Source organism: Vibrio sp. CyArs1, from assembly GCF_022432925.1.
GTDB lineage: Bacteria > Pseudomonadota > Gammaproteobacteria > Enterobacterales > Vibrionaceae > Vibrio > Vibrio mediterranei.
Window position 1 is genome coordinate 315,372 of record NZ_JAKRBO010000001.1, and the last position, 23,324, is coordinate 338,695.

At 44.6% G+C, this 23,324-nt stretch carries 28 protein-coding genes; 16 read left to right on the plus strand and 12 right to left on the minus strand.

The window, feature by feature from the left end; genetic code table 11:
• Positions 1-2: 2 nt before the first annotated feature.
• Together mmsB and MMA19_RS01445 are read left to right on the plus strand one after the other, a co-directional pair.
• The gene (gene mmsB, locus MMA19_RS01440; protein ID WP_240205318.1) at positions 3-926 is read left to right on the plus strand and encodes a 3-hydroxyisobutyrate dehydrogenase; all 924 of its coding nucleotides are present in this window, start codon (positions 3-5) and stop codon (positions 924-926) included.
• Entirely contained in the window at positions 927-1,685 is a 759-nt protein-coding gene (locus MMA19_RS01445; RefSeq protein WP_240205319.1) for an SDR family oxidoreductase, read from the plus strand.
• Positions 1,686-1,707: 22 nt separating this feature from the next.
• Here MMA19_RS01445 and MMA19_RS01450 read toward each other — a convergent pair whose 3' ends face one another.
• Entirely contained in the window at positions 1,708-3,375 is a 1,668-nt protein-coding gene (locus MMA19_RS01450) for an electron transfer flavoprotein-ubiquinone oxidoreductase (protein ID WP_240205320.1), read from the minus strand.
• Positions 3,376-3,510: 135 nt separating this feature from the next.
• Here MMA19_RS01450 and MMA19_RS01455 point away from each other — a divergent pair, with 135 nt between their 5' ends.
• The 8 genes from MMA19_RS01455 (at position 3,511) to MMA19_RS01490 (ending at position 9,411) form a co-directional block, all read left to right on the plus strand.
• Positions 3,511-4,260, plus strand: coding sequence for an electron transfer flavoprotein subunit beta/FixA family protein (locus MMA19_RS01455; RefSeq protein ID WP_240205321.1), 750 nt, complete (start codon positions 3,511-3,513; stop codon positions 4,258-4,260).
• A gap of 27 nt (positions 4,261-4,287) precedes the next feature.
• Positions 4,288-5,232, plus strand: a complete 945-nt coding sequence (locus MMA19_RS01460; RefSeq protein WP_240205322.1) for an FAD-binding protein — start codon at positions 4,288-4,290, stop codon at positions 5,230-5,232.
• 238 nt (positions 5,233-5,470) lie between these two features.
• Entirely contained in the window at positions 5,471-6,214 is a 744-nt protein-coding gene (locus tag MMA19_RS01465) for a class I SAM-dependent methyltransferase (RefSeq protein ID WP_240205323.1), read from the plus strand.
• A 149-nt stretch (positions 6,215-6,363) separates the two neighbouring features.
• Positions 6,364-6,801 carry an ACT domain-containing protein gene (locus MMA19_RS01470; protein WP_240205324.1) on the plus strand — a complete coding sequence of 146 codons (438 nt, stop codon included), beginning with the start codon at positions 6,364-6,366 and terminating at the stop codon, positions 6,799-6,801.
• Positions 6,785-7,216 (plus strand): NUDIX hydrolase, encoded by a 432-nt coding sequence (locus MMA19_RS01475; RefSeq protein WP_240205325.1) that lies wholly within the window; start codon positions 6,785-6,787, stop codon positions 7,214-7,216. Before MMA19_RS01470 ends, MMA19_RS01475 begins: the two co-directional genes overlap by 17 nt.
• A 27-nt stretch (positions 7,217-7,243) precedes the next feature.
• Positions 7,244-7,897, plus strand: coding sequence for a glutathione S-transferase family protein (locus MMA19_RS01480; protein WP_006074347.1), 654 nt, complete (start codon positions 7,244-7,246; stop codon positions 7,895-7,897).
• Between the two features lie 34 nt (positions 7,898-7,931).
• Entirely contained in the window at positions 7,932-8,975 is a 1,044-nt protein-coding gene (locus MMA19_RS01485; RefSeq protein WP_240205326.1) for a nitronate monooxygenase, read from the plus strand.
• Positions 8,976-9,042: 67 nt separating this feature from the next.
• Positions 9,043-9,411 (plus strand): MmcQ/YjbR family DNA-binding protein, encoded by a 369-nt coding sequence (locus tag MMA19_RS01490; RefSeq protein WP_006074345.1) that lies wholly within the window; start codon positions 9,043-9,045, stop codon positions 9,409-9,411.
• A 17-nt stretch (positions 9,412-9,428) separates the two neighbouring features.
• On the opposite strand, the gene MMA19_RS01495 is transcribed toward MMA19_RS01490, so the two are convergent.
• From MMA19_RS01495 to MMA19_RS01515, 5 genes are all read right to left on the minus strand, one after another.
• On the minus strand, positions 9,429-10,577 hold the full coding sequence (locus MMA19_RS01495; RefSeq protein ID WP_031493776.1) for a dihydrolipoamide acetyltransferase family protein: 1,149 nt from the start codon (positions 10,575-10,577) through the stop codon (positions 9,429-9,431).
• On the minus strand, positions 10,574-11,572 hold the full coding sequence (locus tag MMA19_RS01500) for an alpha-ketoacid dehydrogenase subunit beta (protein ID WP_240205327.1): 999 nt from the start codon (positions 11,570-11,572) through the stop codon (positions 10,574-10,576). The genes MMA19_RS01495 and MMA19_RS01500 overlap by 4 nt, the downstream gene beginning before the upstream one ends.
• Positions 11,565-12,656 (minus strand): pyruvate dehydrogenase (acetyl-transferring) E1 component subunit alpha, encoded by a 1,092-nt coding sequence (pdhA, locus tag MMA19_RS01505; RefSeq protein WP_240205328.1) that lies wholly within the window; start codon positions 12,654-12,656, stop codon positions 11,565-11,567. Before pdhA ends, MMA19_RS01500 begins: the two co-directional genes overlap by 8 nt.
• Before the next feature lie 363 nt (positions 12,657-13,019).
• Complete coding sequence (locus MMA19_RS01510; RefSeq protein ID WP_006074341.1) at positions 13,020-13,406, minus strand: VOC family protein; 387 nt, start codon at positions 13,404-13,406, stop codon at positions 13,020-13,022.
• Between the two features lie 22 nt (positions 13,407-13,428).
• Positions 13,429-14,352, minus strand: a complete 924-nt coding sequence (locus tag MMA19_RS01515; protein WP_240205329.1) for a LysR family transcriptional regulator — start codon at positions 14,350-14,352, stop codon at positions 13,429-13,431.
• A 165-nt stretch (positions 14,353-14,517) separates the two neighbouring features.
• On the opposite strand from MMA19_RS01515, the gene MMA19_RS01520 reads away from it, so the two are divergent.
• Together MMA19_RS01520 and tdh are read left to right on the plus strand one after the other, a co-directional pair.
• The gene (locus MMA19_RS01520; RefSeq protein WP_240205330.1) at positions 14,518-15,711 is read left to right on the plus strand and encodes a glycine C-acetyltransferase; all 1,194 of its coding nucleotides are present in this window, start codon (positions 14,518-14,520) and stop codon (positions 15,709-15,711) included.
• Between the two features lie 52 nt (positions 15,712-15,763).
• Positions 15,764-16,795 (plus strand): L-threonine 3-dehydrogenase, encoded by a 1,032-nt coding sequence (gene tdh / locus MMA19_RS01525; protein WP_006072830.1) that lies wholly within the window; start codon positions 15,764-15,766, stop codon positions 16,793-16,795.
• 69 nt (positions 16,796-16,864) lie between these two features.
• On the opposite strand, the gene MMA19_RS01530 is transcribed toward tdh, so the two are convergent.
• Together MMA19_RS01530 and MMA19_RS01535 are read right to left on the minus strand one after the other, a co-directional pair.
• A complete protein-coding gene (locus tag MMA19_RS01530) occupies positions 16,865-17,122 on the minus strand; it encodes a DUF333 domain-containing protein (protein WP_006072829.1) in 258 nt (85 codons plus the stop codon).
• 208 nt (positions 17,123-17,330) lie between these two features.
• Complete coding sequence (locus tag MMA19_RS01535) at positions 17,331-18,830, minus strand: DUF3943 domain-containing protein (RefSeq protein ID WP_240205331.1); 1,500 nt, start codon at positions 18,828-18,830, stop codon at positions 17,331-17,333.
• A gap of 188 nt (positions 18,831-19,018) precedes the next feature.
• On the opposite strand from MMA19_RS01535, the gene MMA19_RS01540 reads away from it, so the two are divergent.
• On the plus strand, positions 19,019-19,537 hold the full coding sequence (locus MMA19_RS01540) for an NUDIX hydrolase (protein ID WP_062458858.1): 519 nt from the start codon (positions 19,019-19,021) through the stop codon (positions 19,535-19,537).
• Positions 19,538-19,554: 17 nt separating this feature from the next.
• Positions 19,555-20,214 carry a potassium channel family protein gene (locus tag MMA19_RS01545; RefSeq protein ID WP_038226760.1) on the plus strand — a complete coding sequence of 220 codons (660 nt, stop codon included), beginning with the start codon at positions 19,555-19,557 and terminating at the stop codon, positions 20,212-20,214.
• A gap of 3 nt (positions 20,215-20,217) precedes the next feature.
• Here MMA19_RS01545 and MMA19_RS01550 read toward each other — a convergent pair whose 3' ends face one another.
• A complete protein-coding gene (locus MMA19_RS01550; protein ID WP_038226762.1) occupies positions 20,218-20,679 on the minus strand; it encodes a DUF4174 domain-containing protein in 462 nt (153 codons plus the stop codon).
• A gap of 122 nt (positions 20,680-20,801) precedes the next feature.
• Between MMA19_RS01550 and MMA19_RS01555 the strand changes: the two genes are divergently transcribed.
• Together MMA19_RS01555 and MMA19_RS01560 are read left to right on the plus strand one after the other, a co-directional pair.
• On the plus strand, positions 20,802-21,293 hold the full coding sequence (locus tag MMA19_RS01555) for an NYN domain-containing protein (protein ID WP_240205332.1): 492 nt from the start codon (positions 20,802-20,804) through the stop codon (positions 21,291-21,293).
• Positions 21,283-21,660 carry a nitrous oxide-stimulated promoter family protein gene (locus MMA19_RS01560; RefSeq protein ID WP_240205333.1) on the plus strand — a complete coding sequence of 126 codons (378 nt, stop codon included), beginning with the start codon at positions 21,283-21,285 and terminating at the stop codon, positions 21,658-21,660. The genes MMA19_RS01555 and MMA19_RS01560 overlap by 11 nt, the downstream gene beginning before the upstream one ends.
• A 22-nt stretch (positions 21,661-21,682) precedes the next feature.
• Here MMA19_RS01560 and MMA19_RS01565 read toward each other — a convergent pair whose 3' ends face one another.
• Genes MMA19_RS01565 through MMA19_RS01575 form a run of 3 tightly spaced genes read right to left on the minus strand, consistent with a single transcriptional unit; the run spans position 21,683 to position 23,169 of the window.
• On the minus strand, positions 21,683-22,147 hold the full coding sequence (locus MMA19_RS01565; protein WP_240205334.1) for a DUF3429 domain-containing protein: 465 nt from the start codon (positions 22,145-22,147) through the stop codon (positions 21,683-21,685).
• A 15-nt stretch (positions 22,148-22,162) separates the two neighbouring features.
• Positions 22,163-22,480, minus strand: coding sequence for an AzlD domain-containing protein (locus tag MMA19_RS01570; RefSeq protein ID WP_038226766.1), 318 nt, complete (start codon positions 22,478-22,480; stop codon positions 22,163-22,165).
• On the minus strand, positions 22,477-23,169 hold the full coding sequence (locus MMA19_RS01575; RefSeq protein ID WP_240205335.1) for an AzlC family ABC transporter permease: 693 nt from the start codon (positions 23,167-23,169) through the stop codon (positions 22,477-22,479). Before MMA19_RS01575 ends, MMA19_RS01570 begins: the two co-directional genes overlap by 4 nt.
• Positions 23,170-23,324 lie beyond the last annotated feature (155 nt).

Here is a 23,324-nt window from a genome sequence, read left to right on the forward strand (position 1 = left end):
CTATGAATCAGTCAGAATGTAATACCATTGCGTTTGTTGGGCTTGGTAACATGGGCAGCCCTATGGTGGAAAACCTGTTAAAAGCGGGTTTTTCCGTCAATGTCTTTGACCTTGTCCCTGAGCTTGCTAAGCAGCTTGAGTCTGTCGGTGCGAAGGCATTTATCAGCCTAGAAGCTGCGGTTGAAAATGTTGATGCTGTAATAACCATGCTTCCTGCGGGAGAGCATGTGCGAGCGGTGTATTTAGGTGACCACCATGGAGGAGAAGGGCTACTCAAACTGGTAAAACCGGGTACATTCCTTATAGATTCTTCGACAATCGAGCCGGATTCCGCAAAGTTAGTTGCTAAAGAGGCGACCAAAAATGGATTGAGTTTTGTTGATGCGCCTGTCTCTGGTGGCGTAGCAGGTGCCAAGGCTGGAACGCTTACATTTATTGTTGGTGGAACTGATCAAGCGTTTGAAACCTCCAAACAAATCTTGGCTCATATGGGTAAGAACATATTTCATGCCGGACAAGCTGGCGATGGCCAAATGGCCAAAATTTGTAATAACTTGTTATTGGGTATTGTAATGTCCGGCACCTGCGAAGCCTTAAGCCTTGGTATCGATAACGGTCTCAACCCTGAGGTACTCTCAAATATTATGCAACAAAGCTCTGGAAGAAACTGGGTTTTAGAACTATATAACCCTTGTCCGGGAGTAATGGAATCCGCTCCAGCGAGCAATCAGTACGCTCCGGGCTTTATGAGTAAGTTGATGTCAAAAGACTTGGGGTTAGGGATGCAGGCAGCGGCTAATAGCCAATCGGCTGTTCCTATGGGCGCATTAGCGCGTAATCTCTATGCATTTCATAACAATAATGGCAATGCAGAGTTAGATTTCTCCAGTCTGTTTGAGTATTTTCGTAGTGAAAGGGAGAAGTAGATGGAACTGAAACAGAGCGTTATCGCCATTACTGGTGCTGGCCAAGGATTAGGTCAAACAATGGCGACAAGTCTCGCACAACAAGGAGCGCATCTCGCATTGATGGACGTGAACCTTGAAGCGTTGGCACAGACCAAACAGTTGTGTGAGGATTTAGGGGTTAAAGCACAGATCTACCAAGTTGACGTGACCAATGAAGAACAGGTGGAATCTGTATTTAGTGACATTGTCACTGATTTTGGTGCGCTAAATGGTTTAATCAATAATGCCGGTATTCTTCGTGATGGCATGCTAGTTAAAGCGAGAGATGGTGAGATATCTAAGATGTCTTTAGACCAGTTCAACTCGGTCATTAACGTCAATCTCACCGGTACGTTTTTATGTGGCCGTGAAGCCGCAGTAAAAATGATCGAAACGGACTCAAGAGGTGTGATTATCAACATCTCAAGCGTGTCGAGGGCGGGAAACATGGGGCAAACCAACTATGCCGCTTCTAAAGCGGCGGTCGCGACCATGGCTTCTGTTTGGGGGAAAGAACTTGCGCGCTATGGCATTCGCGCTGCTGCCATTGCTCCGGGTGTCGTTGAGACATCAATGACCGCGCAAATGAAGCCAGAAGCTCGTGAAAGACTTGAGCATATGGTTCCCGTAAGACGAATGGCCGATCCGTCAGAGATCGCTCATACGGTGCGTTTTATACTTGAAAATGAATACGTGAATGGCCGCATTATCGAAGTGGATGGCGGCTTAGTGATTTAACCGCCTTTGTTCTCGATAACTATTACATAGCTTGATAATTTGGACCGCCACCGCCTTCTGGTGGGGTCCATTTTATATTGGCTGATGGGTCTTTAATATCGCAAGTCTTGCAGTGCAGACAGTTACTGGCGTTGATTTGCAGCTGTTTGCGACCTTTCACCTCAATAATCTCATACACACCAGCAGGACAGTAGCGCTGACTAGGCTCGTCAAACTGTGGAATATGGCTATCGGTGACCACATTGACATCGAGAAGTTGCAGATGACACGGTTGATTCTCTTCATGCTGGGTACCCGACAAATAGACGGATGAGGGTTTGTCAAAACTCAAGACGCCATCGGGTTTTGGGTAGCTAATGTTAGGAACGTTGGCTTTATGTGCTAACTGTGAATGATCGTCATTGGTATCAGTGACTGTCCAAGGAATCGGGCGTTTGAATAAACGGGTCCACACATTTTGCTCGAGCACATTGAGCATGCCCCCTAGAGGTTCGCCAAAACGATGCAAGTTAGCGCCAAAGTTTTGTGTGTCGCTGAGTTCTTGATGGAGCCAAGACGCTTCAAACAAGGTTTGATAATCCGCTTCATTATGCGCGCATCCCTTCGCGAGTTGCTGATAAACCGCCTCGGCAGATAACATGCCGGACTTCATTGCGGTATGAGTGCCTTTTATTTTGCCCATGTTCAGTGTGCCAGCGTCACAACCAATGAGCAGCCCTCCAGGGAATTGCTGTTTGGGGAGCGAACGAAGACCACCTTTAGCGATGGCTCTTGCACCAAACGAGATACGTTCTCCATCATGAAGGTATTTCGCAATGGCTGGGTGGTGTTTGAAGCGTTGAAATTCGTCAAAGGGACTTAGGTGAGGGTTGGTGTAATTAAGGTCGACAATAAGACCTACAGCGATTTGATGATTGTCCAAGTGGTAGACAAAGGTGCCTCCTGTGGTTTTAGAGTCGTGCAAGGGCCAACCGACGCCATGAATGACTTTGCCTTTGGCGTAGTGGGGCTGCTCATCGGGTAGTTGCCAAACTTCTTTGAATCCAAGAGCGTAATGCTGTGGCTGCTTGCCCTGATCGAGCTTAAATCTATGAATAAGTTCCTTGCCTAAATGGCCACGCGCACCTTCAGCGAAAATGGTGTACTTACCTTTTAATTCTATGCCTGCTTCAAACGTGCTTTTTTGTTTTCCTTGCTTATCTAATCCCATATCTGAAGTACAAACACCAACTACTGCGCCTGTATCTGAATAAAGAACGTTCTGCGCTGCAAAGCCAGGAAAGATTTCAACGCCAAGGCGTTCTGCCTGCTCCGCAAGCCATTGACACAACAAGCCAAGACTGATGATGTGATTCTCTTCGTTGTTGTGTAGGGTGGCTGGCGTCAGAAATGGCGGTATGTTTAGATGATTGTACTGGGTAGTTAGATAGATGAAGTCATCTTGCTGCACAGGATTGTTCACAGGTGCGTTTAGCGATTGCCAGTCAGGAATAAGCTCATCAAGCGCTCTGGTTTCAAACACAGCACCAGAGAGAATATGAGCCCCAACTTCGGCACCTTTCTCAATCACACATACCGATAGCTCTGAGTCGTTTTGCGTCGCAAGCTGTGTAAGATGGATGGCACAAGCAAGCCCCGCAGGGCCGGCACCAACTATAACCACGTCAAATTCCATGCATTCTCTTTCCATGTTCACCACCTAATTTTGCAAAATGGATCCATTTTGGAACTCTACGTATAACTATAGTGCAGTTGACGTAAACGTAAACTTTACTAAGCTCAAATAGTAACCATTAGGCTTGTTCGTTTTATCCAAGGAGTCGGTATGAAGGTGTTAGTTGCTGTAAAGCGTGTCGTTGATCCCTATGTGAAAGTTCGTGTACTTAAAGATGGTAGTGGCGTTGAAACCGCTAACGTCAAAATGTCGATGAATCCTTTCTGTGAGATTGCCGTGGAAGAAGCCATAAGACTTAAAGAGTCTGGCTCTGTAGACGAAGTAGTGGTTGTGAGTATTGGTGATAAGACAGTGCAAGAAACTTTGCGCAATGCCCTTGCTTTGGGAGCTGACAGAGCGATTCATATAGAAGCGGCAACATCACCTGAGCCTTTAGCTGTAGCAAAAATCTTGAAAGCGATGGTTGAGAAAGAACAGCCAACATTGGTTCTACTAGGTAAACAATCGATCGATACGGACAACAATCAAGTTGCGCAAATGCTAGCGGCTTTGACGAGTAGACCTCAAGGAACGTTTGCCTCGCAAGTCATACTGTCGGGTGAGTATGTTGAAGTCACTAGAGAGATAGACGGGGGACTGGAGACCTTGAAGCTGACGTTACCAGCCATAATCAGTACCGATTTGAGGTTGAACGAGCCTCGTTATGCGTCCTTACCTAACATCATGAAGGCCAAGCGCAAGCAACTGGATGTTATCGATGTTGACTCATTGGGCGTGAACTTGAGTCCGAAACATCAGGTTTTGGAAGTCTTAGCTCCCAAAGCGCGTCCAGCAGGCGTGAAAGTCGCAACTGTAGATGAGTTGATCGATAAGTTAACGAATGAAGCAAAAGTACTTTAAGCCGGTGAGTATCAAGGAGAAGGGATTATGAATACGCAAATTCTTGTTATTGCAGAGCACGATAACCACAGCGTAGCGCTTGATACCTTTAAAACGCTATCCGCAGCAGCGCAAATAGGTGAAGACATTTCGGTGCTTGTCATGGGGTATCAATGTCAGGAGGTAATAGAGTGTATTGGCCAATGCGATATCGTCAAGCAGGTGATCGTCGCAGACAATGAACAATTTAGTCATTTACTTGCTGAGAACGGAGCGCCAATAGCGGTGCAGCTTGCCAAAGACTTTACACATATTTTGGCTCCAGCGACGACATTTGGGAAAAATATGCTACCACGTATTGCTGCGTTGCTCGACGTAGGCCAGCTATCTGATGTCGTGGAAATTGTAACGGCAGATACGGTTATCCGCCCAATCTATGCCGGTAACGCGCTAGCGAAAGTGAAGTCGACGGAGGAAAAAATACTCATGACGATACGCGGTTCAGCGTTTGAAGCTGTGGGGCTTGAACCCGCGAATCAAGCGCCAGTGATAGCGGTCGGCGGTCATGATATTGGGAATGGCCTTTCGGCATTTGTCTCTCAGCAACAAAATGAGAGCGAGCGCCCTGAATTAGCGGCTGCTAGTGTGGTTATTTCTGGTGGGCGTGGTGTAGGCAGTAAAGACAACTTCGCTTTGGTGGAACAACTCGCTGATAAACTCGGTGGTGCTATTGGTGCGTCGCGAGCCGCGGTTGATGCGGGATTTGTTTCTAACGACCTGCAAGTAGGCCAGACGGGTAAAATAGTCGCGCCAGATTTGTACATTGCTATCGGTATTTCAGGTGCAATCCAACATATGGCAGGGATGAAAGACTCTAAAGTGATCGTCGCGATAAACAGTGATCCTGAAGCACCCATTTTCCAAGTTGCGGACTATGGATTAGTAGGGGATTTGTTTGACATTATGCCGGAGCTTATCGACAAAGTACCCTAAGAGCTTAGGTTAAAAACAAACTCGCTACTTTGCTGTTAGGACAATTCCTACAGCGCGTATGAGGTTGGTTGTTACTCGATAATGTATTTCCAATATATTGAATAGTAAAGACTATTTTGCTCTTAAAAATGAATTGGTAGAGAAGTTGTTTTTGGGTGCTAACTTTTTGTTATGAATATCGTTGATTTCGTATAGGATGCTCCACCCGCAGTTTTTCGTCGGCAACGACTAGGCAAACATGTCCGCCACTTCTCTCTATACTGACCTTTCTGGTTACTACGACCTAATGTGTGTCGATATTGATTACCAAGCGCAGAGTCATAACGTAAAACGATTGCATCAATTGTTTGGAAACCAAGGAAATACTCATCTTGATTTAGCATGTGGCACTGGCCCTCATGTCCGTCACTTTATTGATTATGGTTATCAAAGTAGTGGTTTGGATATCAATCAACCTATGTTGGATTTCGCGTCGGTTAGATGTCCGGAAGCTCAGTTTTCGCTACAAAATATGAGCGAATTTACTGTTACACAGCCACTTGATTTGATTACCTGTTTTCTCTATTCGATTCACTACTGTGACGGGATAGAAAGGCTTAAACAGTGCATCAATAGTGTATTTAATGCTCTATCAGTCGGTCGCGTATTTTGCTTCAATGCGGTTGATAGGTTAAAAATCAATAACCATTCTTTTGTTCAGCATTCCGTAGAGAGCGAAGGCAGTAAATTTACGTTTCGTTCAGGTTGGTATTATGAAGGCCAAGGTGAGCGTCAGGCGCTTAAGCTTAACATTGAAAAAACCACAGGTGACGAAACGCAAAGTTGGTTTGATGAACACCCGATGGTGGCTTTCACTATCCAAGAACTAAAAGCACTATTAGAACCGCTATTCTACGTACACCTGTTTGAACATGACTATGAAAAAATAACGCCTTGGGATCAGCAATCGGGCAATGTTCTAGCGGTTTGCGTTAAGAAGTAACAGCGTCGTGCTAGGTTGCATCGAGAGTAAATAAATCAAAGCTCGTTAAATATGCAACCTAGCTATCATATTGAACACCCTTAACTTGAAGCGAGTGCACTTCGCTTGCAGGATAATGCACTCTGTTTTAAGTCACTAAGGAATGTTTGATGGCTGGTATTACCGAGCTAGAGCAGTTATTGAGCTCTATGAGTCCATGTCTTCTCGAAGACGAAGTCGTATTCTGTCATGTGAAAGGGGCGCTTAAGGAATATACAAAACTCGAGTTGATTGCTACCTTCATTGAAGCGGAAGGCCTCACACTTGTCCTACCTAAAGCCGAAGCTGTCAAAGCGAAATTGAGTTTTGAGTCAGTATTTCAACAAATTACGCTTAATGTTCATTCTAGCCTTGAAGCTGTAGGTCTAACCGCAGCCGTCGCCTCAAAATTGGCGGGCAAAGGCATTAGTGCCAACGTCATTGCTGCCTACTATCACGACCATATTTTCGTGCCATCACTAGAAGCTCAAAAAGCTTTACTAGCTTTACAAGAGTTTAGTGACGACAAATCCAGCAATGATGGAGCATCTAATGACCGCTGCCATTAGAGCTAAAGCCGTTTGTCTTTTTCGACATAACGGAAAGGTGTTACTTGCAGAAGGTTACGACCCTGCAAAAGACCAGCACTACCTGATCCCCGTTGGTGGTGGCATTGCGTTTGGCGAAACGTCGCGAGAGGCCGCTGAACGAGAAGTAAAAGAAGAAATCGGCGCAGATGTAACGTCCCTTGAACTTCTTGGCGTTAGTGAGAACCTCTTTACCTTCGATGGACGCTCTGGACATGAGATTGTGTTTGTCTATCAGGGGCGATTTGTTGATCAAGGTTACTATCAAAAGACGCATATCGACGGGGTTGAAACTAATGGAGTGGAATTTGTCGTTAAATGGGTTGAAGAAAGCGAGCTACTGGCAGGAAAGATACCGATTTATCCAGAGGGTATCTCAGAGATGTTACCAACGTAAGGAATGAAAAGAAGAAAGGACGCTGTTTTGTATCAATTATATTATTACCCTAACAATGCGAGCTTGGCACCGCATCTTTTGCTTCATCATATGAAGCTTCCCTATGAACTGCTCTTGGTGGACAAAAAGGAGAAGGTTCAAAAGTCTGCAGATTATTTAAAGCTGAATCCTGCGGGACGAATTCCTACTCTTGTAGCGAACGGTCAGGCTATTTTTGAAAGTCCAGCGATTTGTATTCACCTATGTGAAAGTCACCCCGAACACAAGTTGATTCCGGCGATTGGGAGTCCGTTGCGTCCGCTATTTTTTCAGTGGTTAACCTATTTAAACAATACACTGCAAGCCGAATTGATGGTGCGTTACTATCCACATCGTCATACCAATGATGATTCGACCATTCCCAATCTCTTGTCGGCCCAAGACGAGCGTATTGCAGAGGCGCTGGGCATTATTAATGATCAGCTTGAGGGTAACGAATACCTATTAGGTGCAAACATTTCTGCCTGTGATTATTTTTTATTTATGCTGGCAGAATGGTCACTCCCTGTAGAAAGAAATCCAATGACGTTTGCTCATTTGGCGGATTATCTACAAAGATTGTCTACTAACCCAACGATTAAAGCAGTCAGTGAAATAGAAGAAATAGACCTTTCTCCATTTATCAAAGGATATTACAAATAACGGGATAGCCGGATAGACTAATAAGGAATTACACATGAAACAAAGGACGTTTTCATCATGGCTGCATACTGAACTGCCAATCATTCAAGCGCCTATGGCCGGAGTGCAAGACAGTAAGCTTGCGATAGCAGTAAGCGAAGCTGGTGGTTTAGGCTCCATACCTTGTGGCATGCTTTCTAAAGAGCGTATTGTAGAAGAGTTAGAGTCCATTACATCAGCGACCGATAAACCATACAATCTTAATTTTTTCTGCCACTTAATGCCTAACTTTGATCAAGAACGCCAAGCTCAGTGGCGTAATCGACTTGCACCCTATTTTGAAGAGTTGAAACTCGATATTGCCATTCAACCTAGCATGGCAACGCGCATGCCATTTAGCGAGGATATCGCTGATGCTATTGAAGCATTTAAACCTCCTTACATCAGTTTCCATTTTGGGTTGCCGAAGAAGGCTCTTTTAGAACGAGTAAAAAGCTGGGGGACATGTATTTTGTCTTCGGCGACTACCGTCGAAGAGGCGGTTTGGTTAGAGACAAACGGGGCGGATGCGATTATTGCTCAAGGAGTGGAAGCGGGCGGTCATAGGGGAATGTTCCTAACGGATGATCTTGATACTCAATTACCAGTCGAAGATCTTATCAAGGAAATTGTTGATAATGTTACTGTACCCGTCGTGGCGGCTGGAGGTATCAGCACTGCTGACAAGGTTGAACACGCGTTTAACATAGGTGCTGAGGTAGTTCAGGTGGGGACCGCATTTCTATTGTGCGATGAGGCCACGACATCGACGTTACATCGTGATGCTATCAAAAGCACTCAGTCTCAGCATACTGCAATTACCAATGTATACTCGGGCCGACCGGCACGAGGAATAGTCAATCGTGCAATGAGGGAGCTTGGCTTTGTAACACAGGAAGCACCGCAATTTCCCTATGCGTCTATCGATATCACGCAGCTCAGAGGACAGGCAGAGCAGCAAGGTAGCGCAGACTTCTCACCGCTTTGGTGTGGAGAAAGCACTGACGGTTGTAAAGAAGTATCGGCAGAAAAGATACTCAGAGATCTCGCTAGAGTTTGAGTAATTAACGTAATATTGCGATAAACCTTATTTATTCATAAACCCGAATTACTATAGAGAAACCACAATGGATTACGACCAATTCAACGAATTTTGCGGCGCTTTCCCAGCGACCAGTCATGTTATTCAATGGGGTGATGCTCATGTCTGGAAGGTCGGTGGCAAAGTCTTCGCTATTGGGGGCTGGAACAAAGAGAGCGGGGCAGCGTTTACTTTCAAAACGTCGGATTTGAATTTTGATTTTCTTAGTGACAGTGAAGGCTATCGGCCTGCGCCATACTTTGCGAGTCGTGGAATGAAGTGGATACAGCAGGTGGAGACGTCAGGTCGACTTGACGAAGAATTACAATATTACCTTAAAGAATCATATCGGTTGGTGGCGTTAGGTCTAAGTAAGAAAAAACGTGGTGAGCTAGGTATCGTGATTGACGACTAACTCACCCCGTTTAACGTTTAGTCAATAGTTGGCTGCTGGAGGTGTTCAACCAGTACTTTGACGAATCGCGCCGCTTCGCCACCAGTACAGGCTCTATGATCGAATGTGATCGACAAAGGTAGCGCTTTGATGACTATTGGCTGGCCGTCTTGTAAAACTAGTTTTTCGATAATTCGACCAGCTCCTACGATAGCGACTTGAGGCGGTGAGACGACAGGAGTCGCGAAAATTCCAGCAATGGCACCAAAGTTCGACAGTGTTATCGTCGCGTGTTGTAGTTGTTCTCTGCCTATTCGCCTGGCCCGAATGCCCTCTACAGTGTCATTTAACCAATGGCGAATTCCTTGTTGGTCAAAGCTGTCGGCGTTTCTGAGTACTGGGACATACAATCCATGGCTACTATCTACCGCGATTCCGATATTCACTTTGCTATGAACACAACGAGTCATTGTATCGGCATCAAACCATGCGTTTAAAGCCGGTTCTTTTTGGCAAGCAAACACAACAGCTTTAATTAAACGGCCAGAGATATCCTCTTTTTGTGACCAATTGGACAACAACGCTTCTTCAGTGATCGTCACAGAAGCAACGTTGTGATGTGACTCCGCCATAGTGCCGACCATGGTGCGTCTTGCTCCTTTAAGCACTTCCGTTCCGGGTGTCTGTCGGTCGAGTTCGTTGTAAATATCTGTGTCAGTGATAACACCGTCATGTCCGCTTCCTTTCACCTTTAATAGGTCAACACCGAGCTTCTTAGCGAGAAGCCGAGCAGACGGCATCGCCGTGACTGTTTGTTCTGAGTTTGAATGATGAGCAGGCCCAACCCAAAAGTCATCAACTTCAACGTGGTGTGTGTGATTTGACACATTGCCAACAACGGTTGCTGCATCGCTTGATGTGGCTTTAGAGTGGGTCGCAGACGCTTCCGTGACCACTTCTTCAATCTCAATCAGCAAACTGCCGATGTTGATGACGTCACCTTCCTCCCCATGACGGCTGACGATTTTGCCACTGTAAGGTGCTGGCACTTCTACAACGGCTTTCGCGGTTTCGACGGTTAAGATCACCTGATCAACGTCTACATGTTCACCAACGTTAACGTGCCATTGAACAATTTCAGACTCAGCGAGTCCTTCCCCTAAATCTGGTAATAAAAATGACTTCATTTCCAGCCCTCCACAAGTTCGCGTGCGGCAAGTGTGATGTCTTGTTCTTGAATTAAGAAATAGTCTTCGTTTTTGTAATATGGCATAACGGTGTCGAGCCCAGTAACACGCCTAGGTGGGGCTTTGAGAAGACACATAGAATGTTCGGAAACTCGAGTAATGATCTCCGCTCCGACACCACAGCTTTGGCTTGCTTCATGGACGATAAGTAAACGTCCTGTTTTTTCCAGTGATTTAATAATGGTGTCCATATCGAGAGGCTTTATACTCGCGAGATCGATGACTTCTGCTTCAATTCCTTGTTCCGAAAGCGATTGGGCGGCTTGCAGGGTTTCAACTACACAAGCTCCCCAAGTGACGACTGTGAGATCCCGTCCTTTTCTTAGTGTGTAGCAGGTATCAAGAGGCAGAGCTTGTCCATCGTTTACTACGGGGGATTTGACTGTTCGATAGATTCGCTTTGGCTCGAAAAACATTACAGGGTCGTTACTACGAATTGCAGCTAGCAGAAGTCCGTATGCTCGTTGAGGAGAGGAGGGAATAACGACCTTTAATCCAGGAATATGAGCAAACAGGGTTTCGATGCTTTCAGAATGATGCTCAGGGGCGTGTATGCCGCCACCAAACGGTGCCCGAAATACCGCAGGGCAGGTTAACCGACCTCTAGTGCGGTTTCTCATTCTTGCAGCGTGGCAAATGAGGTGTTCCATCGCAGGAAAGACAAAGCCCTGAAATTGAAATTCGGCAATAGGTCTTAACCCTTGTGTTGCCATGCCAACCGCGACGCCTCCTATTAGGGCTTCGGCAAGGGGAGTATCAATCACTCTTCTTAATCCAAATTTCTCTTTTAAACCGACAGTAGCGCGAAACACACCGCCGTTGTCTCCAACGTCTTCGCCTAGTAGCACGACGTTTTTGTCGTGCTCCATTTCATAATGAAGTGCCAAGTTAACCGCTTCAATAAGCGTGATTTCGGGAGTTTGTTGATTAATCATGTTTGCCTCCCTGCATTCGCAACGTCTTATTAATCAGCGTATCTCTTTGCGGTGCTAGCTCGCTTGTTGGGGTTTCGTAGAGATAATCGAACGCCGACTCTGGTGGTTGAGGTGGGGTGGCTAAATAACGAGTAACAGCTTCTTCAACGATGGTTTTGGCTTCTTGAGCCAGTAACTGTTCCTGTTCATCAGACCAAAGGCTTAGCGCGATTAGATAGGATTTCAGACGTTTTATTGGTTCATAGTCCCAGGCTTGTTGTAGCTCTGAATCACTACGGTAACGACTAGCATCATCAGCGGTTGTGTGGTCACTTAGTCGATAGCTGATAGCTTCAATCAAAGTGGCTCCTTTGCCCTTTCTCGCTCGATCGACCGCTTGCAAAATGGTGTCATACATCGCTATAACATCATTGCCGTCCACTGTGAGACCGGGTAATCCAGCTCCAACCGCTTTGTCTGCTAAAAATTCTGCGCCACATTGTAGCGAGCGAGGGACGGAAATCGCCCATTGGTTATTGTTGACGACAAAAATCAAAGGAATGTTCCATGCACCAGCACAGTTGAGTGATTCCAAGAAGTCGCCTTTAGATGTGGCTCCATCTCCACAAGTTACCAAAGCGACATCGTGGTTCCCCTTAATTTTTAACGCGGACGCCACTCCTACGGCATGAGTGCATTGTGTGGCGATAGGAACGCAGAAGGGAAGATCGGTGCATGGTGAGCCATCATCAAATTCGAAATCACTGCCTCGCTCATCGCCTCCCCAGTATTGGAGGTTTTTCTCTATAGCGATACCACGAACCCAGAGAGCGGGCATATCACGGTAATAAGGAACAAAGACGTCTGATCTTGTGAGAGCGTGACCGATGGCGATACCGATGGCTTCTGCGCCAAGATGGGAAGGGTAGGTACCAAGTTTGCCGGTTCGCTGAAGAGCAACGGCTTTTGCATCGTATGTTCTCGCAACTACCATGTCGCGATAGAACTGAAGTAAGGTGTTCTCATCTGCCCATTGGGGCAACGGCTTAACGAGATTACCTTGGTAGTCGATAAAACGACGCATGGGTAATGCTTGTACGTTCATCTCGAACTCCTTTTCGCACGCTCTGATAAGAGCTAGTGCTAGAAAATCCCAGGGTACAACCTTGATTTTTGTTTTCAGACATGATGGTAATCGTCTGAAGACAAAAGAATCATTGATACTATAAGTGTAATCAAATTGTTAAAAAGTGCCGCATTTAGATGCCCTGATACTAGTAAAATTAACCTTACAGGGGTACTTATGTGAATTAATATATGGAATTGAAAATCAAATCTGGGGATATCGACTGGTTTTGAACGAGCGCGATTGTTTGGTGTGATATATGTCACTGGTATTACCTGTTGTAATTTCATGTAGAGGTTGGGCAACTACAACAGGTTTTCTGCCATATGTGGGTCTTGAGCTCTAAATCTCTTCACATAGTTCGAGTGGTAGACCGTCAGGATCTTGGAAAAACGTAAAACGCTTACCAGTGTATTCGTCAATTCGTATTGGTTCTACGTCAATATCATTTGCTTTTAGATAATCGACAATTTGCTCTAGTTTGGTGACATTAAATGCTAAATGTCTTAAACCCATAGCTTCTGGAAAGCTAGGACGTTCAGGAGCTCCAGGGAAAGTGAACAGCTCAAGTTGCGTGCCATCAGGTAAGGCGAGATCTAGTTTGTAGGAGTCTCGATGTTCGCGATAGTTCTCGTCGATGATTTCCAGCTTTAGTATGTTGACATAAAAGTGTTTCGACTTTGCGTAGTCGGAACAAATGATGGCGGTGTGATGGATCCCATTAAGCATTTTGTCTTCCGTCGTTGATTGGTTAATTGGTTAGCTTGGATGGCAGTTCCTTGACGACATAGTCAATAAACACGCGTAAGCGGGCCGGCATATACTTGGTTTGTGCGTATTGGAGTGCAACGGCTCCATGGTAGTTACTCTTGATGGTCCAATCCGAGAGGACGGGCACAACACTGCCATCTTCTATGGCTTCAGAAATAACAAAATCATGAAATATTCCGATGCCGAGACCTTGTTTAACGCCATGGAGGCGCATCTGAGAGTGGTTGATGGCATAGCGTCCTGCTACTTTCACAGTATGAAACTCATCGTCTTTGAGAAAATCCCAAATGTTGTCGCGTTCCGTTTCAGCAAGATAGAGGCAGTCATGTTTCTCAAGATCACTTGGTGTATAGGGCAGTCCACGCTTAGCAATGTAATCGGGACTGGCACACAGTACGAGGTTGGTTGGTCCTAACTCTTTCATAACGAGGTTTTCGTCTGGTTTGTCAGTAAGCTTGAATGCAACGTCGATGCCCATGCGCAACAGGTCGATTTCGCCATCAACGGCGCGAACTTTCAATTGAATTTCCGGATATCGCACTAGGAAGGGAGTAATAAAAGGTTGTAATACTGAGTTAAGAAACGCTTCCGGTGCGGCGACAGTAATAGACCCGCTTGGCTCAGTATGGTCGGATTGAGAGACGTCAATGGCCTGTTGTGCCGCGTTCACCATTAACACACTTTGGTCGTAAACCTTTTGCCCAGCCTGAGTGATAACCAACTTGCGCGTAGTGCGCTCAAACAACTTTGCCGATAGCGCACTTTCAAGACGAGTAATGGTTTTAGATAGCGCAGACGGCGTGACCCCCAGCTTTTTTGCGGCAGCGGTAAAGCTGCCTTCGTTTACCACCAAAATAAAAGACGCGAGGTCAGGTAGTAAACTCAATAACTTATGGCTGAACATTATTGTTGCCTCAGATTCACTAATGGTTTTCCATCTTAAGGGATAATCGTTTGCACCACAATGAACTAAAATGATTCCAATCTAGATATAAGGCGAATCAATACGCTGTAAATATCACCTCCCTACATAACCTATTGATAAATAGGATAGAAAAAGGAATCCACTATGTCTTCTGCGTTTTATAAGCAAATCCAAGAGCAAATTGAAGAAGTAAAAGCTGAAGGACTTTATAAGTCTGAGCGCATCATCACTTCTCAACAACAAGCGGCTGTTGAAATCTCAACAGGTGAAGAAGTACTAAACTTCTGCGCGAATAACTATCTTGGCCTTGCAAACCATCCTGCACTTATCGACGCTGGTAAAGCGGGCATGGATAAAAACGGCTTTGGTATGGCTTCAGTTCGTTTTATCTGTGGTACTCAAGACATTCACAAAGAACTTGAGCAGAAACTGTCTACATTCCTAGGTAAAGAAGACACTATCCTTTACACATCATGCTTCGATGCAAACACAGGTTTGTTCGAAACTATCTTGGGTAAAGAAGATGCCATCATTTCTGATGCGCTAAACCACGCTTCTATCATTGACGGTGTCCGTCTATGTAAAGCAATGCGTTACCGTTACTCTAATAACAATATGGAAGAGCTTGAGCAGCAGCTGATCGCAGCTAACGAAGCAGGTGCTCGCCATAAGCTAATCGTAACTGACGGTGTATTCTCAATGGACGGTGTGGTCGCAAACCTTCCTGCAATCTGCGATTTGGCAGATAAGTATGATGCGCTAGTGATGGTTGATGACTCTCACGCAGTTGGCTTCATGGGGAAAAACGGCGCGGGTACACATGAGTTCCACGACGTTGTAGACCGTATCGACATCATCACTGGTACGCTAGGTAAAGCAATGGGTGGTGCGTCAGGTGGCTATACTTCTGGTAAGAAAGAAGTGATTGACTGGTTACGTCAGCGTTCACGTCCATACCTGTTCTCTAACTCTGTAGCACCAGCTATCGTCAATGCGTCTATCCGTGTTCTAGATTTGCTACAAGAGAGTGGTGACCTACGTGAACGCCTATGGGAGAACGCTGCTCATTTCCGTACTCGTATGGAAGGTGCTGGTTTCACTATGGGTGGTACCGATCATGCAATCATTCCAATCATGCTAGGCGACGCAAAAGTGGCTGCAGAGTTTGCTGAGCGTGCGTTAGCGAAAGGTATCTACGTTATTGGTTTCTCTTTCCCAGTAGTACCTAAGGGCCAAGCTCGTATTCGTACTCAAATGTCTGCGGCTCATTCTCGTGAGCAACTTGACCGCGCTATCGATGCATTCATCGAAGTTGGCAAGGATATGGGTCTTATCTAAGGTTTTTAGGGTTTCGGGTTTAGAACCTGAAACCTGTCTTTAAGGTTACATTATGAAAATTAAAGCGCTATCTAAGCTAAAGCCTGAGCAAGGCATTTGGATGACCGAAGTGGACAAGCCTGAACTTGGTCACAACGACATTCTAATTCGTATTAAGAAAACGGCAATTTGTGGTACTGATGTACATATCTATAACTGGGATGAGTGGTCACAAAACACGATTCCTGTTCCTATGGTTGTCGGCCACGAATATGTAGGTGAAGTAGTTGGTATTGGCCAAGAAGTTCGTGGCTTCGAAATTGGCGACCGCGTATCTGGCGAGGGTCACATTACTTGCGGACATTGTCGTAACTGCCGTGGCGGTCGTACTCACCTATGCCGCAACACAGTTGGTGTTGGTGTAAACCGCACTGGTGCGTTCTCTGAATACTTGGTTATTCCAGCGTTCAATGCGTTTAAGATCCCTGAAGGTATCTCTGACGATCTAGCATCTATTTTTGACCCGTTCGGAAACGCTGTTCACACTGCGCTGTCTTTTGACCTAGTTGGTGAAGATGTACTGATTACAGGCGCTGGCCCTATCGGCATTATGGCCGCTGCGGTTGCCAAGCACGTAGGTGCGCGCCACGTAGTTATTACAGACGTTAACGAATACCGTCTAGATCTTGCAAGACAGATGGGTGTAACACGTGCCGTAAACGTTGCAAAAGAAAACCTAAAAGATGTGATGGCAGAACTAGGCATGACTGAAGGCTTCGATGTAGGTCTTGAAATGTCTGGTGTTCAAGCGGCATTTAGTTCAATGCTTGAAACCATGAACCACGGTGGTCGTATCGCACTACTAGGTATTCCACCATCAGACATGGGTATCGATTGGAACCAAGTGATCTTCAAAGGTCTGGTGATCAAAGGTATCTACGGCCGTGAAATGTTCGAAACATGGTATAAGATGGCAAGCTTGATTCAATCTGGCTTAGATCTGACGCCAATTATCACTCACCATTATAAGATTGATGATTTCCAAGAAGGCTTCGACGTCATGCGCAGCGGGCAGTCTGGAAAAGTTATTCTCGATTGGGAATAACTTTAGGGCATATTGTGAAATAAAAGAGCCAGAGATAATTCTCTGGCTCTTTTATTTAATAAATGGCGACTAATTGTTTTGCTCTTTATCTCTATTTTCGTAGTAGTCCCAAACGGTGTAACGTTCGTCGTCAGAGATAACGCAATAAGGTACACGTTTACCTTCTTCTGAGAATCTTTCTAATTTATGTCCTTGCTCAACGCAGTAAACATAAGCAGGGTCACTTTCAACCGTTATTTCGTCTACATCATATTTATCTGGCTCGCTCGCACAACCAGCCATAACTCCCACCGCTAATGCGCCAATCACCCATTGTAACTTTTTCATTCTTTCTCCTAGTTGGAATTCACGCTTTGAGTTAAGTGTAGGAGATTTCAAAGGAAAAGTGTTTTGATTGAGTCAAATTATTCAATATTTTATGAGAATGACCGGTCAATTGTCGTTTCGTTCCCAAAATTCCTACAAACGGTGCTTCATTGATTAAATAAGAACAAAACGGTGAGTATGAAACTCACCGTTTAGTCGCTTCGAAGCGCTAAATATACTTGTTACCTTCACCAAAACGGTAGATAAGTCGAGTTCCCCATAGTTGGTCTCGAGCACCAGAATTACGATGGTAAGCGTATTTCCAGTCAGCCTGCAGAGACCAATTGGCATTGAGGGAATAGTGAACACCAGTGCCAATGTTCCATTGTAGCTTTTTAGTATCGCGGTCTTTATCCAACATGGCTTCACCTACGCCAGCATTTAAATAAGGTTTAAATGCGCTGCCGGGCATAAAGTAGTACTGAACATCTAAGCTATAGTTCTCATAGATGTGCTTTTCGTTGCTTACCGTCGAGTCATAATTTCCTTGCATATAGCCTAAACGAGTAGAAAACTGCTCTGTGAAGTACAAGCCCAATGTAAAGGCAGGAGCAAAGTCGTTTTTCAGGTTACGTTCATTATCCAATTGCGGATACGCAAAGCCGGCACTCACACCAACGATACCGTAGGTAACGGGGTCGTCTGTGTACTGGTGGTAGTTCTTTTTCTGTCTACGTTTAAGGCTGTCATCCGTTTCACCTGCACCAAAGGCATAGTTAACTTGCATTTGGTACTTAGTCTCTACTTCACCATTGCGCATGACATTGGAATGAACGCCGACGAAACCAGTACCAGCTTTAATTACTTCGCGCCCTGCAATGTTGTTTACGCCTCGCCCCAGACTATCGACAGGGTCTAGGAAGAACAAAGCTGTTGAGCCTAGGGCATCAGAACCCCAAACAGTTCCTCCTCGTAAGCGAATTTCTTTTTCTTTGTTGAATGCCCATTCACCATATACCCAGCCAAGGGTAGGGGTAACAACCAAATCTTGAATTGATGGGATCTCTGCAAAGGCTTCGATACCATATTCCCAATAAAAGGTGGACATAAGTGTGGAATACATAAACGCATCCCATTGTCTATAACCAGATTTCCGAGCAGCTTGGTAATAAACACCACCAAAATATGGGTGTCCGATGTAGTTGATAATGTGATCATCGCGATCCCATACAGGCCCCGAGCGCACGTTATCCCACCACTTATTCATTAATTGAATATCATCTTTTTCCCAGTTAGTAATAGATTCGGGCATCAGTGCTAAGACACCTGCTACACCAACGCCATACGCAAAGATAGATTTAGTTTGAGACCAAAGCCTTTCACTGTCTTCGCCATTTTGAGGGTTAAACAGAGAAACGCGATATGGAGAATCATAGAAGTTTGTTGGGTTGTCAGACTCATTTGCTATACGCAACTCTTCAAAGCTACTGTTAGTGGATATGGAACGGTATCCAAGGCTATTCAGTTTTGCAGACTGAGTTGAACTGAGACCTGAGTCAGATAGCTTGTGATCTTCTGCGATGGCTTGTTGAACAAAATCTTGCTGAGAAATAGCAGGACTATGATTATCAGAACTATGATTATCAGAGGATAATGTGTCATCTTGAGCGAAAGTCGTTGGAACGGCGACTAAGATGGATAATGCGATTAACGATTTTTGAAGTTTCATATTGTAAGAGGAACTTGGCAAACGAATTTATAATATTAGTTGCTTAAGGTCCCTTTAAGCGAGGGAGCAATAATACAGCGTTCATTTATGTTAGTCGCTTATTTAGTCAGGACAAAACTGTGTCTAAGTGTAAATGAATGTTTTTGTGATAGACTTCTCGCAATATTTCATAGGTTAGCAGGTTACAAGTGAGACAAATTACCACGGCTATTCATCCTGATATTGAACATCTCGATGACAAAAAGATTATCAAACGAAATGCAACTCGCGCTATTGCGATTGATGGTGAAAATATTTTGCTGTTGTTTACTGAGCGTTATCATGATTACTCTCTTCCGGGCGGTGGATTAGATGAAGGCGAGGACGTTATTGCAGGTATGGTGAGAGAGCTAGAAGAAGAAACGGGTGCCCAAAATATCCATTCCATAAAGCCTTTTGGAATTTATGAAGAATTTCGTCCATGGTATAAAGATGATGCAGATGTAATGCATATGATTTCTTACTGTTATTCATGCAAAGTCGACCGAGAGCTTGGTGCGACTGCTTACGAAGATTATGAAGTAAAGAATGGTATGAAAGCGGTTTGGATAAACATCCACGAGGCAATCGCCTTTAATGAAAAGACCATTGCAGAAAGCGATAAAAAAGGGATGAGCATTGAAAGGGAAACCTACTTGCTACACTTGATCGCAAAAGAAATGCTATAGAGCTAAGGGATTAAACAATGAAATTGATGACTAAAGACGACAATTTCTTTTTCTTGCTTGGTTCTCTGTTGGTATTGTTTTTCTTAAGTGCGGTCGTTCATCAATTTAAAGATGAAGCTCAAGACTATGTTCTCGCGTTACTCATCCTTTGTATGAGTACGTCGATCGTTGGCGTACACAGAAAACAGACATTTTATCGATCTTGGTATGCGGTAATGATAACTGTGGTCGTGATTTCAGGTAGTATCTCTATCTTTGAAGACTATGACCTGTCCCTAATCACCATGTTTGCAATGCTGTTCTTCGTCTTAGCGCAAACCTTTTCCGCGCTGAAGCAGGTGATGACACCTAAGAAAGTTACGCTAAATCAGATTGTGGGCTCTATTTGCGTTTACTTGCTTTTTGGTTTGTCATTTGCATTTATCTACCTGATTCAGCTTGAGCTGTTCGTTGCTCCTTTTAACGGCTTGGAGGCGAAGCCATGGCTGGATAACCTTTTCGAAGTTATCTATTTTAGTTTTATCACATTAACGACTGTTGGCTATGGAGACATCTCTCCAGCGCTTGCGATTCCGAAGTTTTTTGTGTTTCTAGAATCAATTACGGGTAGCTTCTATCTAGCGATAATGGTTGCAAGTTTAGTGAGCAGCCATCTGTCCCAAAAGGAAGTCCATTAGTACTCAGATAGAGCAGCGACTGGCTGCTCTTTTCATTTCAGCTTGCCTCATTGGCATAGCATCAATGGTTTCCTTTACTAAGGCCCAATCTGTTTTTGCTCCCCAGCGAAGTTTTTCCGAGCCATCTTTACCGATTAGAACAGCTGCATGCTCGCCTTTGTTGATTCCATACATTTTGATCAGTGTGGAGTAGTCAAACGTCTCTTTAACCCATGCAGGGGAGGAGAAACCATCCTCGGTAATAACCAGAGTAACTACATCTCTTTCGTCTAACGAGCACTCATTAGTAAGAGTACCCAGCAAAAATTCCTTCACTTTGTCGTCATTGCTGGGTGCAAAGTACATGACGCTACGATGCGACATATCGTAATGAACCTCTCCAGAGCGCTTTGACCCATATTCTGGATAACCACAGGCGGTGCCGCTCAACAATGTCAACAGAGCGATTAGTCCAACATTTCTCATCGTTACCTCCTAAAGCTATCTCAGTGGTTATACGTTAAGTTTAGCAATTGAGTTTTCTATTGCTAAAACAATCAAACATGATTTCTGGTATCATGGACGGCAAATTGATAAAGATGTTCATTATGGAATCAATAGCGATATTTGTAGATGTACAAAATGTCTACTACACCACTCGTCAGGCGTTCGGTCGCCGCTTTGACTACAATGCGCTTTGGGCTAAGCTGAGCCAAAGTTATCGAATTGATATTGCGAGAGCCTACGCCATTTCGTCAACTGATCCTAAGCAAAGGCAGTTTCATCACATTTTAAGAGGCATTGGTTTTAATGTTCAGCTAAAGCCCTTTATTCAGCGTTTAGATGGCAGCGCAAAAGGAGATTGGGATGTAGGGTTGGCTTTGGATGTGTACGAAACCGCAAATAGTGTAGATAGAATCGTCCTGATATCTGGAGATGGCGACTTTCAAGTTTTGGTGGAACGTATTCAGCAGAGATTTAACACCAAAGTTACGGTAGCTGGTGTGAGATCGTTGACGGCCAATAACCTAATCCAAGCAGCTGACGACTATATTGAAATTGATTCTGATTTGTTGATAGGTCAACAGAATGAAAAGTAAGCTTCTCGTCGGCGCACTGGCCACAGAGTTCAAAACGGTTTCTGCAATGATGCGCATTTATTGCAAAAAGCATCATGGAAGTAATGATGAGTTGTGTGAAGATTGCAAATCATTGCTGGTCTATGCTGAGACGAAACTTGATCGTTGTCCATATGGTGAGTCAAAACCGACCTGTAATAAATGTCCAATACACTGCTATAAACCAGAGCCTAAAGCTCAGATGAAAGAAGTCATGGTTTATTCTGGACCAAGAATGTTACTGCCACACCCGATCTTATCAATTCGACACCTTTTACACGAGAGAAGAGATGTTCCTAAGAAGCCCGAGGCGGGGCAGTCTAATCGAGCGAAGCGTAAAGTTAAGTAAGCGCGTTGGATAGCTAATGGAATTATGAGCCTGCGAGCGCAATAACGTGTGAAACAAGGACACCCAATGTTAAATGATTGCGCAGAGTCGAGTAGGTTGAAGGGAAGGATGAACCTGCCGTAGATAACTTGGCTTTTTCTACGGCCCAAACAAAGATATACCCCACCATTGATACTACTAATGCTAGCTGAAACTGTTTTGGAGCAATCAAAATAACCAGCCAAGCCATCAAACAAATCAGATTACTGAGCAAAAGCATAGGAAGCGAAAGGGATTGGTTTTCTCCGGACAAGGCATGTGACCACAGAATGCCACACAAAAAGCTCAATATAATCCCACTGTACGCGATGAAGACTATTCTGGTATTTATGCCGAAAAGTTCTGCATTGGCATTAAAACTAGCGATACAAAGCGCAAAGGGGATTAATCCGAGATAACCCAACCAGTTCATCATCTTTACAAGTTGGAGTCGCTCCTTTTCAGTCATGGTGGCTTCCTATTATTACTTGAATATCAGCAAGTTTAAGACGAGAAATACTAAGATGCTAACTATTGTCGTTAATAAAACATTTTTGGTTACCCATGCCATAGCAACAGCAAACGTTGCGGCGAGCATGTAAGGTAAGTTATCCGCAAGTGACAATTCGCCATGAGGTAGAAATACTATAGGCCCCCAAATAGCGGTTAGAACAGCAGGACTCGCGTAACTTAAAAATCGCTGAGCAGAACTACTCAACCGCAACGGTACTGTAGGTTCTAAGAACAAATAACGACTTAGAAATACTACGGCGGTCAATACTAAAATAACTAAATACGTCATCGTTTGAGTCTCTCTTCACTTACATAACCGACTGTCATTCCAATTAGGCTTGCCAAAACTAAACCCATACCAATATCAAGCGCGGCAAACGCGACAGATGCCAAAAGAGCTGACAATGCTGCTAGGAAAATTGGCGTCGTTTTTATATTGGGCACTACAATAGCAATGAACGTTGCCGCTACCGCGAACTCTAAACCGTATTGCTGTAAATCTGGTATTTGTGATCCTATGACGATACCGATGAAGGTTGCGATATTCCATATCAAATAAAATGATAGCCCCGCTCCGAGTGCGTACCAACGGTCAAACTTTTTAGGGTCGTGGTGGCCGCAAAGAGCGAACAGTTCATCGGTGAGCAAGAAGCCGAGCACGACTCGCCAACGTAACGGTAAGACAGAAATATGGTTTCTCATTGAGAGGCCATATAAAAAATGTCGAGAGGTAATAAAGAAAATGGTGATGACCATAGCCAACAAGGTCGCGCCAGACTTAATCATACCCATAGCAACAAGTTGAGCCGCTCCTGCAAAAAGAATTGCGCTCATCGCTTGTCCTTCAAGTGGTGATAAACCAGAATCGATCGCAAATGAACCGGCTAGAAAACCCCATGGTACTACCGCTAGACTGAGCGGCATCATCGCTATTGTTCCTTGGGTGAGCCTCTTGAATGTAGTTGTAGAACTTTCCATATAACACTCCTTTGTAAGCAAGAGATTGTATTTGGAGTGTCAATTTTCAAGTGTGTAGATATATGAAATCAAAATTATTTTTGTATTTGATGACCTGATAATATCTTGCTCCCTTAATATCTCTAGAGCTCCATCTAATTTCATGCGCAACCTTG

What these genes read in the sequence shown, in the direction of transcription:
- mmsB (WP_240205318.1), top strand. Translation starts at nt 3, where the DNA reads ATGAATCAGTCAGAATGTAATACCATTGCGTTTGTTGGGCTTGGTAAC.
- MMA19_RS01445 (WP_240205319.1), top strand. Translation starts at nt 927, where the DNA reads ATGGAACTGAAACAGAGCGTTATCGCCATTACTGGTGCTGGCCAAGGA.
- MMA19_RS01450 (WP_240205320.1), bottom strand. Translation starts at nt 3,375, where the DNA reads ATGGAAAGAGAATGCATGGAATTTGACGTGGTTATAGTTGGTGCCGGC.
- MMA19_RS01455 (WP_240205321.1), top strand. Translation starts at nt 3,511, where the DNA reads ATGAAGGTGTTAGTTGCTGTAAAGCGTGTCGTTGATCCCTATGTGAAA.
- MMA19_RS01460 (WP_240205322.1), top strand. Translation starts at nt 4,288, where the DNA reads ATGAATACGCAAATTCTTGTTATTGCAGAGCACGATAACCACAGCGTA.
- MMA19_RS01465 (WP_240205323.1), top strand. Translation starts at nt 5,471, where the DNA reads ATGTCCGCCACTTCTCTCTATACTGACCTTTCTGGTTACTACGACCTA.
- MMA19_RS01470 (WP_240205324.1), top strand. Translation starts at nt 6,364, where the DNA reads ATGGCTGGTATTACCGAGCTAGAGCAGTTATTGAGCTCTATGAGTCCA.
- MMA19_RS01475 (WP_240205325.1), top strand. Translation starts at nt 6,785, where the DNA reads ATGACCGCTGCCATTAGAGCTAAAGCCGTTTGTCTTTTTCGACATAAC.
- MMA19_RS01485 (WP_240205326.1), top strand. Translation starts at nt 7,932, where the DNA reads ATGAAACAAAGGACGTTTTCATCATGGCTGCATACTGAACTGCCAATC.
- MMA19_RS01490 (WP_006074345.1), top strand. Translation starts at nt 9,043, where the DNA reads ATGGATTACGACCAATTCAACGAATTTTGCGGCGCTTTCCCAGCGACC.
- MMA19_RS01495 (WP_031493776.1), bottom strand. Translation starts at nt 10,577, where the DNA reads ATGAAGTCATTTTTATTACCAGATTTAGGGGAAGGACTCGCTGAGTCT.
- MMA19_RS01500 (WP_240205327.1), bottom strand. Translation starts at nt 11,572, where the DNA reads ATGATTAATCAACAAACTCCCGAAATCACGCTTATTGAAGCGGTTAAC.
- pdhA (WP_240205328.1), bottom strand. Translation starts at nt 12,656, where the DNA reads ATGAACGTACAAGCATTACCCATGCGTCGTTTTATCGACTACCAAGGT.
- MMA19_RS01510 (WP_006074341.1), bottom strand. Translation starts at nt 13,406, where the DNA reads ATGCTTAATGGGATCCATCACACCGCCATCATTTGTTCCGACTACGCA.
- MMA19_RS01515 (WP_240205329.1), bottom strand. Translation starts at nt 14,352, where the DNA reads ATGTTCAGCCATAAGTTATTGAGTTTACTACCTGACCTCGCGTCTTTT.
- MMA19_RS01520 (WP_240205330.1), top strand. Translation starts at nt 14,518, where the DNA reads ATGTCTTCTGCGTTTTATAAGCAAATCCAAGAGCAAATTGAAGAAGTA.
- tdh (WP_006072830.1), top strand. Translation starts at nt 15,764, where the DNA reads ATGAAAATTAAAGCGCTATCTAAGCTAAAGCCTGAGCAAGGCATTTGG.
- MMA19_RS01530 (WP_006072829.1), bottom strand. Translation starts at nt 17,122, where the DNA reads ATGAAAAAGTTACAATGGGTGATTGGCGCATTAGCGGTGGGAGTTATG.
- MMA19_RS01535 (WP_240205331.1), bottom strand. Translation starts at nt 18,830, where the DNA reads ATGAAACTTCAAAAATCGTTAATCGCATTATCCATCTTAGTCGCCGTT.
- MMA19_RS01545 (WP_038226760.1), top strand. Translation starts at nt 19,555, where the DNA reads ATGAAATTGATGACTAAAGACGACAATTTCTTTTTCTTGCTTGGTTCT.
- MMA19_RS01550 (WP_038226762.1), bottom strand. Translation starts at nt 20,679, where the DNA reads ATGAGAAATGTTGGACTAATCGCTCTGTTGACATTGTTGAGCGGCACC.
- MMA19_RS01555 (WP_240205332.1), top strand. Translation starts at nt 20,802, where the DNA reads ATGGAATCAATAGCGATATTTGTAGATGTACAAAATGTCTACTACACC.
- MMA19_RS01560 (WP_240205333.1), top strand. Translation starts at nt 21,283, where the DNA reads ATGAAAAGTAAGCTTCTCGTCGGCGCACTGGCCACAGAGTTCAAAACG.
- MMA19_RS01565 (WP_240205334.1), bottom strand. Translation starts at nt 22,147, where the DNA reads ATGACTGAAAAGGAGCGACTCCAACTTGTAAAGATGATGAACTGGTTG.
- MMA19_RS01570 (WP_038226766.1), bottom strand. Translation starts at nt 22,480, where the DNA reads ATGACGTATTTAGTTATTTTAGTATTGACCGCCGTAGTATTTCTAAGT.
- MMA19_RS01575 (WP_240205335.1), bottom strand. Translation starts at nt 23,169, where the DNA reads ATGGAAAGTTCTACAACTACATTCAAGAGGCTCACCCAAGGAACAATA.